Origin of the sequence: Rhodopila sp. (assembly GCF_965277165.1) — a bacterium.
Classification (GTDB): domain Bacteria; phylum Pseudomonadota; class Alphaproteobacteria; order Acetobacterales; family Acetobacteraceae; genus Rhodopila.
The window spans coordinates 1115731-1129250 of the sequence record NZ_CBDICE010000005.1 but is presented as its reverse complement, the minus strand read 5'-3'; the positions used below and the strand labels follow the sequence as shown (position 1 = coordinate 1129250).

At 65.8% G+C, this 13520-nt stretch carries 18 protein-coding genes and 1 other RNA gene; 4 read left to right on the top strand and 15 right to left on the bottom strand.

From position 1 onward, the window contains the following. Positions 1 to 38 precede the first annotated feature (38 nt). Positions 39 to 953, top strand: coding sequence for a retroviral-like aspartic protease family protein (locus tag ACQY4Y_RS05925; protein ID WP_428489627.1), 915 nt, complete (start codon positions 39 to 41; stop codon positions 951 to 953). Positions 954 to 974: 21 nt separating this feature from the next. Here the strand turns inward: ACQY4Y_RS05925 and ACQY4Y_RS05920 are convergent, their stop codons facing one another. The 3 genes from ACQY4Y_RS05920 to ACQY4Y_RS05910 all read right to left on the bottom strand — a co-directional run bounded on the left by ACQY4Y_RS05920 (position 975) and on the right by ACQY4Y_RS05910 (position 3897). Then, complete coding sequence (locus ACQY4Y_RS05920; protein ID WP_428489626.1) at positions 975 to 2348, bottom strand: aminotransferase; 1374 nt, start codon at positions 2346 to 2348, stop codon at positions 975 to 977. A 74-nt stretch (positions 2349 to 2422) separates the two neighbouring features. Then, positions 2423 to 3592: an iron-containing alcohol dehydrogenase gene (locus ACQY4Y_RS05915; protein ID WP_428489625.1), complete on the bottom strand. Its 1170-nt coding sequence runs from the start codon at positions 3590 to 3592 to the stop codon at positions 2423 to 2425. A gap of 95 nt (positions 3593 to 3687) precedes the next feature. Next, positions 3688 to 3897 carry a hypothetical protein gene (locus ACQY4Y_RS05910; protein ID WP_428489624.1) on the bottom strand — a complete coding sequence of 70 codons (210 nt, stop codon included), beginning with the start codon at positions 3895 to 3897 and terminating at the stop codon, positions 3688 to 3690. A gap of 27 nt (positions 3898 to 3924) precedes the next feature. Here ACQY4Y_RS05910 and ACQY4Y_RS05905 point away from each other — a divergent pair, with 27 nt between their 5' ends. Together ACQY4Y_RS05905 and ACQY4Y_RS05900 are read left to right on the top strand one after the other, a co-directional pair. After that, complete coding sequence (locus ACQY4Y_RS05905; protein ID WP_428489623.1) at positions 3925 to 5100, top strand: CaiB/BaiF CoA transferase family protein; 1176 nt, start codon at positions 3925 to 3927, stop codon at positions 5098 to 5100. After that, positions 5097 to 5582 carry a MaoC family dehydratase gene (locus ACQY4Y_RS05900; protein ID WP_428489622.1) on the top strand — a complete coding sequence of 162 codons (486 nt, stop codon included), beginning with the start codon at positions 5097 to 5099 and terminating at the stop codon, positions 5580 to 5582. The genes ACQY4Y_RS05905 and ACQY4Y_RS05900 overlap by 4 nt, the downstream gene beginning before the upstream one ends. A 71-nt stretch (positions 5583 to 5653) precedes the next feature. Here the strand turns inward: ACQY4Y_RS05900 and ACQY4Y_RS05895 are convergent, their stop codons facing one another. The 11 genes from ACQY4Y_RS05895 to ACQY4Y_RS05845 all read right to left on the bottom strand — a co-directional run bounded on the left by ACQY4Y_RS05895 (position 5654) and on the right by ACQY4Y_RS05845 (position 12201). Then, positions 5654 to 6076: a helix-turn-helix domain-containing protein gene (locus ACQY4Y_RS05895; RefSeq protein WP_428489621.1), complete on the bottom strand. Its 423-nt coding sequence runs from the start codon at positions 6074 to 6076 to the stop codon at positions 5654 to 5656. Further along, positions 6073 to 6618, bottom strand: a complete 546-nt coding sequence (locus tag ACQY4Y_RS05890; RefSeq protein WP_428489620.1) for a Smr/MutS family protein — start codon at positions 6616 to 6618, stop codon at positions 6073 to 6075. The genes ACQY4Y_RS05895 and ACQY4Y_RS05890 overlap by 4 nt, the downstream gene beginning before the upstream one ends. 75 nt (positions 6619 to 6693) lie before the next feature. Continuing rightward, entirely contained in the window at positions 6694 to 7050 is a 357-nt protein-coding gene (locus ACQY4Y_RS05885) for a gamma-butyrobetaine hydroxylase-like domain-containing protein (protein WP_428489619.1), read from the bottom strand. After that, positions 7050 to 7289, bottom strand: coding sequence for a Trm112 family protein (locus ACQY4Y_RS05880; RefSeq protein WP_428489618.1), 240 nt, complete (start codon positions 7287 to 7289; stop codon positions 7050 to 7052). The genes ACQY4Y_RS05885 and ACQY4Y_RS05880 overlap by 1 nt, the downstream gene beginning before the upstream one ends. Before the next feature lie 20 nt (positions 7290 to 7309). Then, a complete protein-coding gene (locus ACQY4Y_RS05875) occupies positions 7310 to 7999 on the bottom strand; it encodes an LON peptidase substrate-binding domain-containing protein (RefSeq protein ID WP_428489617.1) in 690 nt (229 codons plus the stop codon). A gap of 29 nt (positions 8000 to 8028) precedes the next feature. Continuing rightward, positions 8029 to 8976: a tetratricopeptide repeat protein gene (locus ACQY4Y_RS05870; RefSeq protein ID WP_428489616.1), complete on the bottom strand. Its 948-nt coding sequence runs from the start codon at positions 8974 to 8976 to the stop codon at positions 8029 to 8031. A gap of 331 nt (positions 8977 to 9307) precedes the next feature. Then, positions 9308 to 9463, bottom strand: coding sequence for a hypothetical protein (locus ACQY4Y_RS05865; protein ID WP_428489615.1), 156 nt, complete (start codon positions 9461 to 9463; stop codon positions 9308 to 9310). A 233-nt stretch (positions 9464 to 9696) separates the two neighbouring features. Further along, positions 9697 to 10629: a ribose-phosphate pyrophosphokinase gene (locus ACQY4Y_RS05860; protein WP_428489614.1), complete on the bottom strand. Its 933-nt coding sequence runs from the start codon at positions 10627 to 10629 to the stop codon at positions 9697 to 9699. 98 nt (positions 10630 to 10727) lie between these two features. Next, the gene (locus tag ACQY4Y_RS05855) at positions 10728 to 11492 is read right to left on the bottom strand and encodes an enoyl-CoA hydratase (RefSeq protein ID WP_428489613.1); all 765 of its coding nucleotides are present in this window, start codon (positions 11490 to 11492) and stop codon (positions 10728 to 10730) included. 94 nt (positions 11493 to 11586) lie between these two features. After that, entirely contained in the window at positions 11587 to 11952 is a 366-nt protein-coding gene (locus ACQY4Y_RS05850; protein WP_428489612.1) for a type II toxin-antitoxin system VapC family toxin, read from the bottom strand. Between the two features lie 51 nt (positions 11953 to 12003). Next, a complete protein-coding gene (locus ACQY4Y_RS05845) occupies positions 12004 to 12201 on the bottom strand; it encodes a type II toxin-antitoxin system VapB family antitoxin (protein ID WP_428489611.1) in 198 nt (65 codons plus the stop codon). A gap of 163 nt (positions 12202 to 12364) precedes the next feature. Between ACQY4Y_RS05845 and ssrA the strand changes: the two genes are divergently transcribed. Further along, positions 12365 to 12691: a transfer-messenger RNA gene (gene ssrA / locus ACQY4Y_RS05840) on the top strand. 7 nt (positions 12692 to 12698) lie between these two features. Here the strand turns inward: ssrA and ACQY4Y_RS05835 are convergent. Beyond that, positions 12699 to 13376, bottom strand: coding sequence for an ArsR/SmtB family transcription factor (locus ACQY4Y_RS05835; RefSeq protein ID WP_428489610.1), 678 nt, complete (start codon positions 13374 to 13376; stop codon positions 12699 to 12701). Positions 13377 to 13520: the final 144 nt, after the last annotated feature.

Sequence of the window (13520 nt, the reverse complement as noted above, 5' to 3'; positions counted from 1 at the left end):
ACCCGCCCGATCATAACCCGCCCGATCATACCCCGAGAGTGAAAGCCGGCATCCTTGTGGTTTTGGCCTGGCTGCTGGCGTTGCCGACGGCGCAGGCGGCCTGTGTGGTCGACAAGACCGCCAGCGTCCCGCTGATCGTCACGGATGGTGCGATCACCGTCGCGGTGGAGGTGAACGGCATCGCCGCCACCTTCGTGGTGGACACCGGTGCGCAGCGCTCGATTGTCAGCGAAGCGGCGGCGCGGCGCCTTGGGTTGGCAAGGGATGCCTGGATCGGCACCACAATGAGCGGAATTGGCGGCATCGAGAGCCGGCCCAACGCCGACCCTCGCAGCCTGACCCTCGGCGGCATTCCCCTGGTTCGCCGGACGCTGACGCACGATACCAGCCTGACGGTGGGGGTCATTCCGCGCACCCGGATCGGCACGCTGTTGATCGACGGCATGCTGGGGCGCGATTTCCTGTCGCTGTTCGATCTGGACCTCGATGTGCCGGGGCGTCGCCTGACGCTGTATCGGGTGCATGATTGCGCCGGGCGGTTCCTGCCGTGGCAGGGCGGCTATGCCGCGATCCCGCTGACGCTGGAGGCGCAGGACGCCCTGATCGTGCCGGTGGCGGTGGACGGCACGAAGCTGCGCGCGGTGCTGGATTCCGGTGCCAGCGCCAGCCTGATCGGCGCGCCCGGGTTGTTCCGCCTTGGATTGCGCCAGGCAAGTTTCGCCGATGACCCGGCCGCCGAGGCTAGCGGGCTGGGGCCGCGCGCGGTGACGATGCATGAACACCGGTTCGGCTCGCTGCGGGTCGGCAACGAGAGCATCGAGCGGCCGCTGATCTGGGTGGCACCGATTCATTTGACCCCGATCGTCGACATGCTGCTGGGGGCGGACTGGCTGGCCGGGCGGCGGATCTGGATTTCGTTCTCGACCGGCCAGTTGTTCGTCGCCACGCCATGACGCGGCGCTGTTCCCGTCCGCTTACGACCCGATCTCGGCCAAGGTGTCGTCCAACGCCCTGGTGGTGCGCGCCACCGCTTCGTCAATCTCCGCCTCGGTTATGATCAACGGCGGAGAGAACGCGATCCGGTCGCCGACGAAGCGGGTGATCAGGCCGTGGCTGCGGGCGCGGCGGTCGACCATGGCACCCACACCGCGGCTCGGATCGAACAGGCTCCGGGTAGTCTTGTCGGCCACCAGTTCGATTCCGGTCAGCAGCCCGACACCACGCACCTCGCCGACCAGCGGATGCTCGCCCAGTGCCGCGAGTTTTTGCTGCAGATAGGGACCGACGCGCCGGACGTGGCCCAGCATGTCGGTCTCTTCGTAGATACGCAACGTCTCCATCGCCACCGCGGTGGTCACCGGGTGGCCGGCGTAGGTGAAGCCGTGCGCGAAGTTGCCCAGCTTGCGGCTTTCATCCAGCATCGCCTCGAACACGCGCTGATTGACCAGCAGTGCCGAGATCGGCTGCATCCCCGCCGACAGCGCCTTGGCGCAGGAGATCATGTCGGGCTTCAGGTCATAGGTCTGGCTGCCCCACATGTTGCCGGTGCGGCCGAACCCGCAGATCACCTCGTCGGCGATGAACAGCATGTCGTGTTTGCGGATCACCGCCTGGATCTTGTCCCAATAGGTCCGCGGTGGGGTCAGCCCACCCCCGGCACCCATCACCGGTTCGGCAATGAACGCGGCACAGGTCTCCGGCCCTTCGCGCAGGATCAACGTATCCAGCGCATCGGCCATCCGGGTGGCAAACTGCTCTTCCGACTCGCCCTCACTGTGGTGACGGTAGTAGTGCGGATATTCGCTGTGCAGGAAGCCGGGGAATGGCAGGCCGAAATCGGCGTGCATATCGGGCTTGCCGGATGCGCTGATCGAGGCCGAGGTGCTGCCGTGATAGGCCATGCGCCGGCCGATGATCTTGCGTTTCTCCGGTTTGCCGATGGCGTGGTGGTAGTACCAAACAAGTTTCAACGCCGTATCGTTGGCTTCCGACCCGGAGCATTGGAACAGCACCTTGCTCATCGGCAGCGGCGCGATCGAGAGCAGCTTTTCCGCCAGATCGACGCCGGCCTCGTGGGTGGCGCCGCGATACAAGTGGTAGTAGCCCAGCTTGCGCATCTGCTCATAGGCGACCTTGGCGAGCCGTTCCGAGGCATAGCCCAGCGAGGCGCACCACAGCCCAGCAGCGGTATCGAGATAACGGACGCCGTTGTCGTCGGTGACATAGCAGCCCTGGCCGGAGCCGATAACCATCGGGCCTTGCTCAATATGGCTGGCAAGATTGGTCTGCGGATGCACGATGCTTGCGATGTCGCGCGCCTGCACCGAATTGGGGATGAGGTAGGTCAAAGCGGGGGTCTCCTGGATGGCCGAACCAGTGTGTCACGACAGGCGTCGGCCGGCCACCCGGGAACAAGGCGGCCCTACCAGGCGGCGTCGAGCAAGGCGCGCACCGCTGGTGCTCCATCGATCTTTCGCGGGTTGGTGTGTACCCAGCGGTCGTGCATCGACCCCGAAGCAATGGCGTCGAGTTGTTCGGGCTTCACGCCCACGTCGCGCAGCGTGGCCGGAAGGCCAAGCAAGGCGATCAGTTCGGCCACCGCCTCACCCGCTGCCTTGTCCTTGTGTCCCAGCGCCTCGCTGACCCATTTCTGCCGTTCGCCGTTGACCGGCTGATTGAACCGCAGCACGTGCGGCAGCATCACGCAGGACGTGTAGCCGTGCGGCACGTGCGCGGCGCCGCCCAGGACATGGCCGATGCCGTGGCTGGCGCCCTTGGCGACGCCGTTCTGCGATCCCATGATCGACATCCACGACCCAAGCTGGCAGTTCAGCCGCGCGTCGAGGTCGGCCGCATCGGCCTTGACCGCCGGCAGTCCGGCGGCGAGCAATCGTAACGCTTGCAACGACGCCCCGTCGGAGAACGGTGTCGGGTTGATCGAGCACAGATCCTCCACCGCGTGGTCCACCGCGCGGATGCCGGTGGACAGGAACAGCCATTCCGGGGTGTGGACGGTGACCGCGGGATCAAGGATCACCGCAAGCGGCATCATCAGCGGGTGGCCGAAGCTTTCCTTGACGTTGCGGGCGGTGTCGGTGCAGCCGGCGAATGCGGTGAACTCGCCGGCCGAAAGCGTTGTCGGCACATCGACCGAGCGGACCAGCGGCGGCCGCGACGGCGGGCGCTCGGTCTTGCCGTCAGCGGTGATGACCGCGCGGAATCGGTCCAATCGTTCCGGCGCAGCGACGTCGTTGCTAAGGCAAAGCCCGACCATCTTGGCGGCGTCGGTAACCGATCCGCCGCCGACGGTCAGCAGCAGGTCGGCGTTGGCCGCTCGGGCCTCATTCGCCGCCGCCACCACATCGGTGCGCGGGGTATGGGCGCCGATCCTGGCGCACACGCCGGCCAGCCGGTTGCCAAGCACGCGGCGGACGGTCTCGATGACGTCGGTTTCGCGGTTGAGCGTGCCGCTGGCCATGACGTAAACGGCTTTTGCGTCGAGCCGGCTGACTTCCTCGGCAAGTGCCTCGGCGAGCGGGACGCCGTAGATGACGCGGTCCATGGGCGGATAGCGATGGGTGCCGTGGATCATGGATTGGCTCCGTGCTGATTGTCTTGCCAAGGCGTGCGAATCAGGCGCAGAGTATAACGGTCGTAGCAGCAACTGAAAGGAGGTGATCCAGTGTCTCATTGTTCCGTGGCTTCCATCGCCCAGACCTGGATCGCCGGCGTACAGACGTCGGCGTAGAACGCTCCGGTCCGGCAACGGACGCACACAAACAATGGGAAGGCCTCGGAATTCGTTCCGGGGCCTTCCGTCTGTTCGGGATCTACCTGAACCTCGCGCTTCGCCTCCTGGATTTTGACACTGCCGCGCAGCGGCGCTTTGTTCGCCACCCAAGGCAGCCAAAAGGAAATCGCCGGATGCGCCCGATGGAAGGCATGCGCGTGATCGCGCTGGAACACGCGGTCGCGGGGCCGCTCTGCACCCGACATCTGGTCGATCTCGGCGCCGAGGTGATCAAGATCGAACGCCCGGGCGATGGCGACTTCGCGCGTGCCTACGACGACTATGTCGATGGCATAAGCAGCATCTTCATCTGGCTCAACCGCGGCAAGCGCAGCGTCACGCTCGATATCAAGCAAGACGATGGCCGGGCAGCGATGGACGCGCTGATCGCGGGCGCCGATGTGCTGGTGCAGAACCTTGCGCCCGGCGCAGCGGCGCGGTTGGGGCTGACGCATGCGGCGTTGAAAGCGACCAACCCGAAGCTGGTGGTGTGCGATATATCCGGCTACGGCGAGAGCGGACCGTTCGTGCGCAAGAAGGCGTACGATCTGCTGATCCAGGCTGAATCGGGCCTGATCAGCGTGACCGGGACGGAAGACGAGCCGTCACGCGTCGGCATCTCGATCGCCGACATCGCGACCGGGATGTATGCGATGACCGGCATCCTGTCCGCCCTGCTGCGACGCAGCCGCACCGGCGAGGGGTCAAACGTCAAGATCGCCATGCTCGATGCGGTGGCTGAGTGGATGACCTATCCGATGCTGCGGCACGCCTACGCCGGGTCGGCTCAACCGCGGATGCCGACCAGCCATCCGGCGATCGCTCCGTATGGCGCGCACCGGACGAAAGACGGTCAGGTGATCATGGGTCTGCAAAACGAACGCGAATGGGCGACGTTCTGCGACAAGGTGCTGGGCCGGACGGAGGTGCGGACCGATCCGCTGTTTGCCGACATGGCCCGGAGGCGGGCGAACCGGGAGGCACTGACCGCGCTGATCGAGGATTTTTTCAGCGACAAGAGTTCCGTCGAGGTCTCGGCCTTGCTGGATCAGGCGGGGATCGCCAACGGGCGGCTGAATGACCCGATCGACGCCTGGAACCACGTTCAGTTTGCCGCGCGCGACAGATGGCGTGAGATCGGCACTGAAGCCGGCCGCGTCCGGGCGCTGCTGCCGCCGGTCACCTTCACCGACCACGAGGCGGCGATGGGCGACGTGCCGCGGGTCGGTCAGCACACCGATCAGGTGCTGACCGAGCTTGGTTTCACCGCCCAGCGGATCGCCGCGATGCGGGCGGCGCACGCGGCATGAGCGGGTTCGATCCGGCGCGACATCGGATGATCGCGGAACAGCGCTGGTTCGAGGATTTCCACATCGGTGAGCGCTTCCTGCTGCCCAGCCGAACCATGACCGAGGCGGTGTTCCTGGCCTTCCAGGCGGCCAGCGGCGACAACCACCCGATCCATTATGATGCCGAATACTGCCGCGCTCGGAACATGCCGGGGCTGCTGGCGCATGGGCTGCAGTCGCTGGCGCAGACTGCCCCCGGTGCCGGGTTGTTTCCCTTCATGGTGGAGGAATCGCTGGTCGGCTTCATCGAACAATCCAGTAAGTTCCTGAAGCCGGTGTTTGCCGGTGATACCGTCTATCCGGCGCTCGAGATCGATGAGTTGAGCGGCAATCGAACGACCGGAGTCCTCGGGTTGAAGACCACGGTGCACAATCAGCGGCGGGAATTGGTGCTGGAGGGGCGGCAGCGTTATCTGCTGCGGCGGCGTGCCGAGGCGGCATAGTGGTCCAATCCCGACAGAAGCACCCCATGCGGTCGGCTGAATCGGCCCACAAAATCAAGAGCTAGTGGTTATCAATCCGACCCTGGTCGGTCGCCGGTGCGGGACGGCGCGGGGCGGCGCAGTCGCGGCTTTGGTTGCGGTGTGGTGGTGTCGAGGATCGCATGCAGCGCGGCGACGGTCTCGGGCGGCAGGCGGTGAATGATCTGGGCCATGCGGTTGGCCAGGGCGGTCTGCTCCGGAGTCAGTCCGGCGGTATTGACCGTCACTCTCGGGTTCGATAACCGAGCCAGGCGGGACAGGTCCTCGGCCTCGTCCCAGATCAGCCCGAAATACTCGTTGACCTGATGCACCAACCCGGCACTTGGGGCACCGCGTTTGCCGTGTTCCAGGGCGGACAGGTAGGCAGGGGAAACCTGCAGCGCCTGGGCCAGATGGGTCAGCGTCACGCCGCGGTCGGCCCGCAAGGCGCGCAACCGGGCGCCGAAAGGGGTCATCGGATGCGCCGCAGAATCAGTCGCACCGACCCGGGATTGAGTACATGCGGGTGCGCTGCCCCGAGGATCAGCGGGCGGACTTCCGGCAGGTTGAGCCAGTGCGGAAATTCGCGGCGGATCACCCCGCCGGTCTCGCCGCTGCCGCGCCCGGTCACCACCTCGACACAGCGCAGGCGGTCGGCGTGGGCGCTGCGCAGAAACCCCACCAGGGCGTGGAAGGCTCGCTGGGTGGTCATGCCGTGCAGGTCCAGGGTGCGGGCCACGGCCAGCTTGCCGGACCGGAAGCGTTGCCAGGTCGCGCTGTCGATGCCGCCGGGGTGGGTGCCGACGGTCAGCGGGGACGCCATCATTCGCGGCTTTGAAGCCTGCGTGGCGACTGGCGGCCGTGGCGGATTGAAGGCGGCAGGCGCCGGGGCGGCCGGTTCCGAGGACGTGGGCGTTGGCCGCCGGCGTGCCCCACTGCGTAACGGCGCGATCTGGCTGGCGTAGTTCGCCCAGAGTGCCTGTTCGGCGGCGGTCAGGCCGCGCGTTCGGGGCGGCATCGAGCGAGCCTGGCTGGAAAACGCGAGCGGGGATTGGCCCCGGCCCGTGCGTGGGTGTTGATTCCCCGGGCCGGCCTATCCCGGGTCCCGCGACAGCCCCCGCGCGGCGAGCGCATCGAGGTAACCGGCCCAGCGCCGGTCCTGTTCACCGCCGAGTTCGGCCAGATAATCCCAAGAGAAGATCCCTGTATCGTGCAGATCGTCGAACACCAGCCGGACCGCGTAGTGGCCCACCGGTTCGACGGCGATGATGCCGACATGGCGCCGTCCGGCGACGGTTTGCTTCTGCCCGGGGTGGTGGCCCTGGACCTCGGCGCTGGGGCTCTCGACCCGCAGGTATTCGGCCGGCAGTGCGTAACGGGTTCCATCTTCGAACGACACATGCAGCACCCGTGCCGCGCGGTCCAGGCGGATTTCGGTCGGCGGCGGCATTATGGCTCCAGCTTGCGCGCCTCTTCCGGCAGCATGATCGGAATACCGTCGCGGATCGGGTAGGCCAGGCCGGCTTTGCGGCTGATCAGTTCATTGGCAGCACGGTCATATTCCAACGGCGCTTTGGTGAGCGGGCAGACCAGAACCTCGAGCAGGCGGGGATCGATGGCGGGTGACAGCGGCGCCACCGAGGGAGGGGCGACGAAGGGGGGCGCGACGGAGGGGATGGATTCGGTCATCGTGGTTCTCGCTTGCGGATTTAGCTCACCGAATGGCCCGGTGGGGCGTCGGGGCCGGCGGCGCCCATCTGCAGCAGCGCCAGCAGCGTCGCCGCGCGGTCGGTGTCGGTCGGCGCCTCCAGCAACGCCTGTTTTTCGACCGCCTCGAACGGGCAGGCCATCGACAGGGTGACGATCAACCCATCGTCGGACAGATCGCGGATGGCGTCCCAGTTGGCATCGACATTGCGGCGGGCAAAATAGCCGCGCAAGGCGGTCAGCAGTTTCTCTCGCTCGATCTCGGCCGTCGCCAAGGCCATGTCCATGTCCATGTCGTTGAAATAACGAGAAAAATCGCCGCGCACACGGCGGTATCCGCGATGCCCGGCGAGCTCGGCCTCAACCGTGAAGCGGACCATCCCGGTCAGCGTGACCAGCAGGCGGCCGTCATCTGTCTCGCTGAACGAGGACACCCGCCCCAGGCAGCCGACACGATACAGCCCCGGTTCATCCGAACCCCCGCGGCCGGCCTCAGGCGCGGGGGCGTGCGGATCGGGCTGGATCATGCCGAACATGCGTCCGGTTGCCAGCGAATCCATCACCATCGCCAGGTAACGGCGCTCGAAAATATTCAGCGGCAGTTTGCCGCGCGGCAGCATCAACACCCCGCTCAGCGGGAAGACCGCGAATTCCTTGGGCAAGTCCTCGAACTGGGGATGAAAGGCCGCCATTCAGGGAAACGTCACCTCCAAAATGCCATTCAGCTAAACAACAGCGCGGACAAGCGCCGGCGGGCAGCGGCGGTGGCGGGGTCGTCGAAACCCCACGCCTCGAAGAACTTCAGCAACTGCATCCGGGCCGCATCCTCATTCCAGGTGCGGGCGCGGCGGATGATGTCAAGCAGTGCATCGGCGGCCTGTTCGCGTTCATTCATCGCGTTCAGCGCGGTGGCGAGGTCGTAGCGCGCCTGATGGTCGGCCGGGTCGGCGGCCAGTCGGGCCTGCAGCGATTGCAACTGATCCTTCGCCGCGCGTCCCTCGCGTGCCAGCAAAAGCGCGCTGCGGGCGCCGGCGACCTCGGCGTGGTCGGTGATTTTCTCCGGCACCTGCGCCAGGGTTTCCTCGGCCGCCTGTTCCTGGTCCATCGCCATCAGGGCTCGGATCAGACCGCCCCAGGCGTCGCCGTTCTCGGGCTCTTCGGCAAGCAGCGCGCTGAACAGCTCGCCGGCCTGCTGAGCGTCGCCCTGCTCGAGCGCAGCCTTGGCCTCGGACAGCAGGTCGGCGGTGGGCATCGAACCGCCGGTTGACTTCAGCAGAGCCTCGACGAAGCGCTTGACCTCGGATTCCGGCTGCGCGCCCTGGAAGATGTCGGCGATCTGGCCTTGCCAGAAGGCGGCGACGGTCGGCACCGACTGCATCGGCAGGCCAAGCTGGGCGAGTTGGCGGACCAGTTGCTGGTTCTGGTCGATATCGATCTTCACCAGCTTGATCCGGCCGCCCGCCGCCTTGGTGACCTTTTCCAGGGTTGGGGTCAGCTGTTTGCAGGGGCCGCACCAGGTCGCCCAGAAATCGACCAGGACCGGGATCGTGCGGGAGGCCTCGATCACGTCCTGCATGAAGGTCTTCTGGTCACCGTTGCTGATCATGTTGGCCGCGGTGGCGGTCGTGGTGCCGCCACCGGGGGCGGACTGGCCGATGATGTGATCCATGGCTCGTGCTTCCTGGTGGTCTTCGAGGGTTGAGATGTAACCGCCCGGCAGACAAACAAGCGCCTCAATCAATCGCCTGACTGGCAATCGCCTGACTGGGGTGGTCGGTTAGCGCCGAACATGCCGTTCATGCTGTTGTTCGTCTAGGGCAAACCAACACTGGATCTCGAGCTCCTGGCCCAAAACACGAACAAACGCAATAGTGCTTGAACCGAATGCATCTGAGGTCGCGGCGTCGGCGTTGGAAATTGTCGTTCGAAGCAGGGGCGTCGTCGAAGGCAAGCAGGGGCAGGTTTGCTCAGCGCTTTGTCGCGTGTCCCGGGTTGCGTGTTCAGGTGCGGTCGATCCGGATGGCATGCCGACCGAAGCACGGCAGGGTCTGCAAGGACGCTTCGGCATCGAGCCAATCGAGCTGCACCCGTGGGTGTTTTACCGCATCACCGATAACTGGTTGGAATTGACGCTGCGCTTCATCGTCGGCACGCATCATATCCGCGGCGCGAAGGACGCGATGAGTCGTCAGATCGTCGACCAGTTGGACCTGGCGGGGATCGGCATCGCCTCGGCCACCTACGATATCGTTGGCTTTCCGCGGCTCGAGATCGACCAGTCAGCTTCTGCCGCGGCGGACTGGCCGCCGCCTCGTCGCCCGGTATCAAATCGCTTCCTGTCGGCGATGAAGAGGCGCTTTCCGTCGTCAGGCCATCGGGGTGGGCTTGATCAGTCGAACAGCGAACTGACCGAGCTTTCGTCGCTGATTCGACGCATGGCTTCGGCCAGCAGCGGGGCGATGGTCAACTCGCGGATATTGTCGCAGCGCTTGACTTCGTCGGTTGCCAGGATCGAGTCGGTGATGGTCATCATCTCGATGGCCGAGGTTGCGATGCGGGCCACCGCCGCGCCGGACAGCACGCCGTGGGTGACATAGGCCCCAGCCGACCTGGCGCCGCGCTTGATCAACGCATCCGCCGCATTGCAGTGGGTTCCCCCGGAGTCGACCAGGTCGTCGACCAGGATGCAATCACGATCGACGACGTCGCCGATGACGTTCATCACCTCGGAATGGCCGGCGCGTTCGCGGCGTTTGTCGATGATCGCCAGGTCGCAGTTCAACCGGTTGGCGATCGCCCTGGCCCGCACCACGCCGCCGACGTCGGGCGACACGATCATCACGTCGCGGCCTTGATAGCGGTCCTGGATGTCACGGCTGAACAGCGGCTCGGCGTAGAGGTTGTCCACCGGAATGTCGAAAAATCCCTGGATCTGGGCGGCGTGCAGGTCCATGGTCAGCACCCGGTTGGCGCCGGCCTCGGTGATCAGGTTGGCGACCAGCTTGGCCGAAATCGGCGACCGCGAGGCGGTCTTGCGGTCCTGCCTTGCATAGCCGAAATACGGCACCACCGCGGTGATCCGCCGGGCCGAGGACCGGCGCAGCGCGTCCAGCGTGACCAGCAACTCCATCAGGTTGTCATTGGCCGGAAAGGAGGTCGGTTGGATGACGAAAACGTCCTCGCCGCGGACGTTTTCCTGGATTTCGACGAACACCTCCATATCGGCGAAGCGCCGGATCGAGGCTTTGGTGAGCTTCAGGCCGAGGATGTCGGCAACGGCATCGGCCAGCGGACGATTGCTGTTGCAGGCGAGGATCTTCATGAGCACGACCGCTGCAAAGGAAGCCGGACCGGTCGAAGCGCCGGAAACAGCCGGCTTCTAGCAACCGCCCTGTCACATGTCCATCAGACGCGGGTCGGTCAGACGCCGGCCCAGGAAGCCGGCCGTTTGGTCAGGAAGGCGTCCATGCCTTCCTTGAAGTCCCGGCTGGTGTAGCACAGCCGGATCAGATCGTCGTCGGCCGGCAGATTGTCGCGCAACCGGCGCAGCGCCTCTCGGGTTGCCCGCATGGTCAGCGGCGCGTGGCCGGCGAGCAGCGTGGCGAGGTCCGCGGCCCTGGCGAGCAGCGCGGCGTGGTCGGCGAGCACCTCGGTCACCAGGCCGGCGGCTAACGCGTCGTCGGCGGAGTATAGCCGGGCAGTGAAAATCATCTCGATCACCCGGGCCGGGCCAATCAGCGCGGACAGCCGGGCGAGGTTGCCGATCGACAGACAATTGCCCAGCGTGCGGGCGATCGGGAAGCCGAACCGGGCGGTGGCGGAAGCGATGCGAAGATCGCAGGACACCGCGATGGCTGCGCCGCCTCCGGTGCAGGCGCCGGCGATGGCGGCGATGGTGGGAACCGGGCAGCGCTCGATCGTGGTGAGTACGCGGTCGATGCGAGCTTCGTAGTGCATGGCATCATCGGCGCCGGTGAAGGCGCGGAACTGGTTGATGTCGGTGCCGGCGGCGAAGGCCTTGTCGCCGGCACCGGTGATGATCAGGACACGCACCTCGCCCGGATCGGCCGCGATCTCGGCCAGTTGCTCATACATCGGGAAGGTCATCGCATTGCGGGCCTGCGGACGATTGAGCGTGATGTGTCCGATGCCGTCGCGCCGCTGGTAGAGGAGGTCTTCGGTCATGTCGTGATCCTTGGGGGCGTGATCCTTGGGGGGCGTGGACCTTGAGACGTGGTCCTAAAGGGTGGTCGGGTCCGCTCCAGCAGCGCGGCTGGGTTCAGCATGCCCCATCCAGGCCGAGGTCGCCGGCGAGCTTGCGCAACCTCCGATCGTTGGTCCAGAGCGTCGCATCCGGGGTCAATCGGGTGGCGGCGAGCAGGTGGGCATCAACGTAGCCGATGCCACGCCCGAACAGGACATGATGATCGATGAAGCCCATGACCTCGGCATCGGTTGCCGACGTGGCCATGGGCAACGCCGCCAGGGCTTGCAGCACGATGTTGCGTTGACCAAGCTGGACCAGGGCAATTTCACCGATCACGAACGGATGCACCAGAACCGCGGCGGCATCGAGCAGCTCGCCCAACCGTTTGTCGCCGGACCGCAGATGATCGATCCAGATCGAGGTATCCACCAGGATCACGCGGCCAAGGTCATGCGGACGAGGTCATACGGCCAAACTCATATGGCAGGGTCAAGCGGCGGGCGTCCGTCGCCTGGGCGGTGTGATCAGGCCGGTTTCGCTGCCGCCCAGGCGGGCCAGGCGCCGCGCGCTTTCGCGTTCGATCAGAGCTTTCAGGGCCTCGCGGACCAGGCTGGATTTCTCCTTGAGGCCGGTGAGGCTTTGAGCCTGGGTGAGCAGATCGTCGTCGAGCGCGAGTGTGGTGCGCATGGTCAAGCCTCGCGGCTTATAAGCGCGAGGTGAGCATCATTTGATGCGCTTTGCAATGCCACTGCCGCGGTCGTTTGACTGTTCTCTCCACACGGTTGTTGCGCCGGACAGCGGACCTTGGCCGGACGGCGAGCAACGCATTGTGCGCATGATCTGCCGCAAATGGCTTGAACGGCGGCCTCGGGTGGCTTAAATGAAGGCTGTCAGCTTGCTGACTATGGCGATAAACGATGCGTGGAATAATCGTTGTGGACCCGGGGGCAGTGCCCGGCGCCTCCACCATTTATCCAAGATGCGGTATCCTCACCGTGTCGCGGTCCAATGGGGGCGAAACAGGCTCGACACGCGTGGTAAAGACTCATCTTTTGCCCGGCATGATACCGCCGTTATCGGGTCAAATCACAAGTGCCAACGATAACGAGGCGCTCGCCGTCGCTGCATAAGCGATAGGCGCGGTTCGGGGGGGCACCGGGCAACAGAAGCCCCCCCATCTGCTTTCAATCCATCAGGTCAATACCGAACCGCTCGGCGAAGCCAAGCGAGCCGGCGGCAGTGATGCTGACCGCGCGGGAATCTCGCTGCGGCGCGATCCAGCCGAGTTGCAGGCAGCGCGAGGCCAGCGCCGCGCCCACGCGTCCGGCAATGTGCGGGCGGCGTTCGCTCCAGTCCAGGCAAGGGCGGCAGAAAACGCGCTTGCCGCCGGGTGGTTCGGCGCCGAATTCGGCCAAGAAAGCGTGCCCCCGATCGGTGACCTCGCCGCCATCGCCGGACAACGTGACGTGGCCGGCGGCGGTGAGTGAATCGGCCAGCGCGACGCCAAGGCGGCCGGCCAAGTGGTCGTAGCAGGTGCGCGCGGTGCGCAGCGCGTCACCGCCGCGCCAGGCGGTGCGCCTGGGTGCCGGGCCGGCGACCGCCATGACGCTCTCCAGCATCTGCCCGACCAGCGGCGAGGCTAGGCGGAAATAGCGATGGCGGCCCTGGCTTTCCACCGTCAGCAGGCTGGCATCGGTCAGCCGGGCGAGATGGCCGCTCGCGGTCGGCGCCGAGACGTGCGCCGCATACGCAAGTTCCTTGGCGGTCAGCGCTCGGCCATCCATCAACGCGTTCAGGATGTTGGCCCGGGCCGGATCACCGAGCAGCGCGCCGACCGAGGCCATGCGTGAGGTGTCGCTCATGGCGTTCATATAGGACGGATTGGTCCGACGCGCACGCCACGACGGTTCGGCGGCGACTGAAGTGTCGGTGGGTCTTCAGATCGCTGTTGATGGCCAGGCGGCATCACGATTGACAGTGAATCCTGATGCCGTCAGTGCTGTTCC

Bases quoted from the DNA above. Each gene is read 5' to 3' on its own strand.
- ACQY4Y_RS05915 (WP_428489625.1), bottom strand. From the start codon at position 3,592: ATGATCCACGGCACCCATCGCTATCCGCCCATGGACCGCGTCATCTAC.
- ACQY4Y_RS05905 (WP_428489623.1), top strand. From the start codon at position 3,925: ATGCGCCCGATGGAAGGCATGCGCGTGATCGCGCTGGAACACGCGGTC.
- ACQY4Y_RS05900 (WP_428489622.1), top strand. From the start codon at position 5,097: ATGAGCGGGTTCGATCCGGCGCGACATCGGATGATCGCGGAACAGCGC.
- ACQY4Y_RS05895 (WP_428489621.1), bottom strand. From the start codon at position 6,076: ATGACCCCTTTCGGCGCCCGGTTGCGCGCCTTGCGGGCCGACCGCGGC.
- ACQY4Y_RS05890 (WP_428489620.1), bottom strand. From the start codon at position 6,618: ATGCCGCCCCGAACGCGCGGCCTGACCGCCGCCGAACAGGCACTCTGG.
- ACQY4Y_RS05885 (WP_428489619.1), bottom strand. From the start codon at position 7,050: ATGCCGCCGCCGACCGAAATCCGCCTGGACCGCGCGGCACGGGTGCTG.
- ACQY4Y_RS05880 (WP_428489618.1), bottom strand. From the start codon at position 7,289: ATGACCGAATCCATCCCCTCCGTCGCGCCCCCCTTCGTCGCCCCTCCC.
- ACQY4Y_RS05875 (WP_428489617.1), bottom strand. From the start codon at position 7,999: ATGGCGGCCTTTCATCCCCAGTTCGAGGACTTGCCCAAGGAATTCGCG.
- ACQY4Y_RS05870 (WP_428489616.1), bottom strand. From the start codon at position 8,976: ATGGATCACATCATCGGCCAGTCCGCCCCCGGTGGCGGCACCACGACC.
- ACQY4Y_RS05865 (WP_428489615.1), bottom strand. From the start codon at position 9,463: ATGCGTGCCGACGATGAAGCGCAGCGTCAATTCCAACCAGTTATCGGT.
- ACQY4Y_RS05860 (WP_428489614.1), bottom strand. From the start codon at position 10,629: ATGAAGATCCTCGCCTGCAACAGCAATCGTCCGCTGGCCGATGCCGTT.
- ACQY4Y_RS05855 (WP_428489613.1), bottom strand. From the start codon at position 11,492: ATGACCGAAGACCTCCTCTACCAGCGGCGCGACGGCATCGGACACATC.
- ACQY4Y_RS05845 (WP_428489611.1), bottom strand. From the start codon at position 12,201: ATGCGCACCACACTCGCGCTCGACGACGATCTGCTCACCCAGGCTCAA.
- ACQY4Y_RS05835 (WP_428489610.1), bottom strand. From the start codon at position 13,376: ATGAGCGACACCTCACGCATGGCCTCGGTCGGCGCGCTGCTCGGTGAT.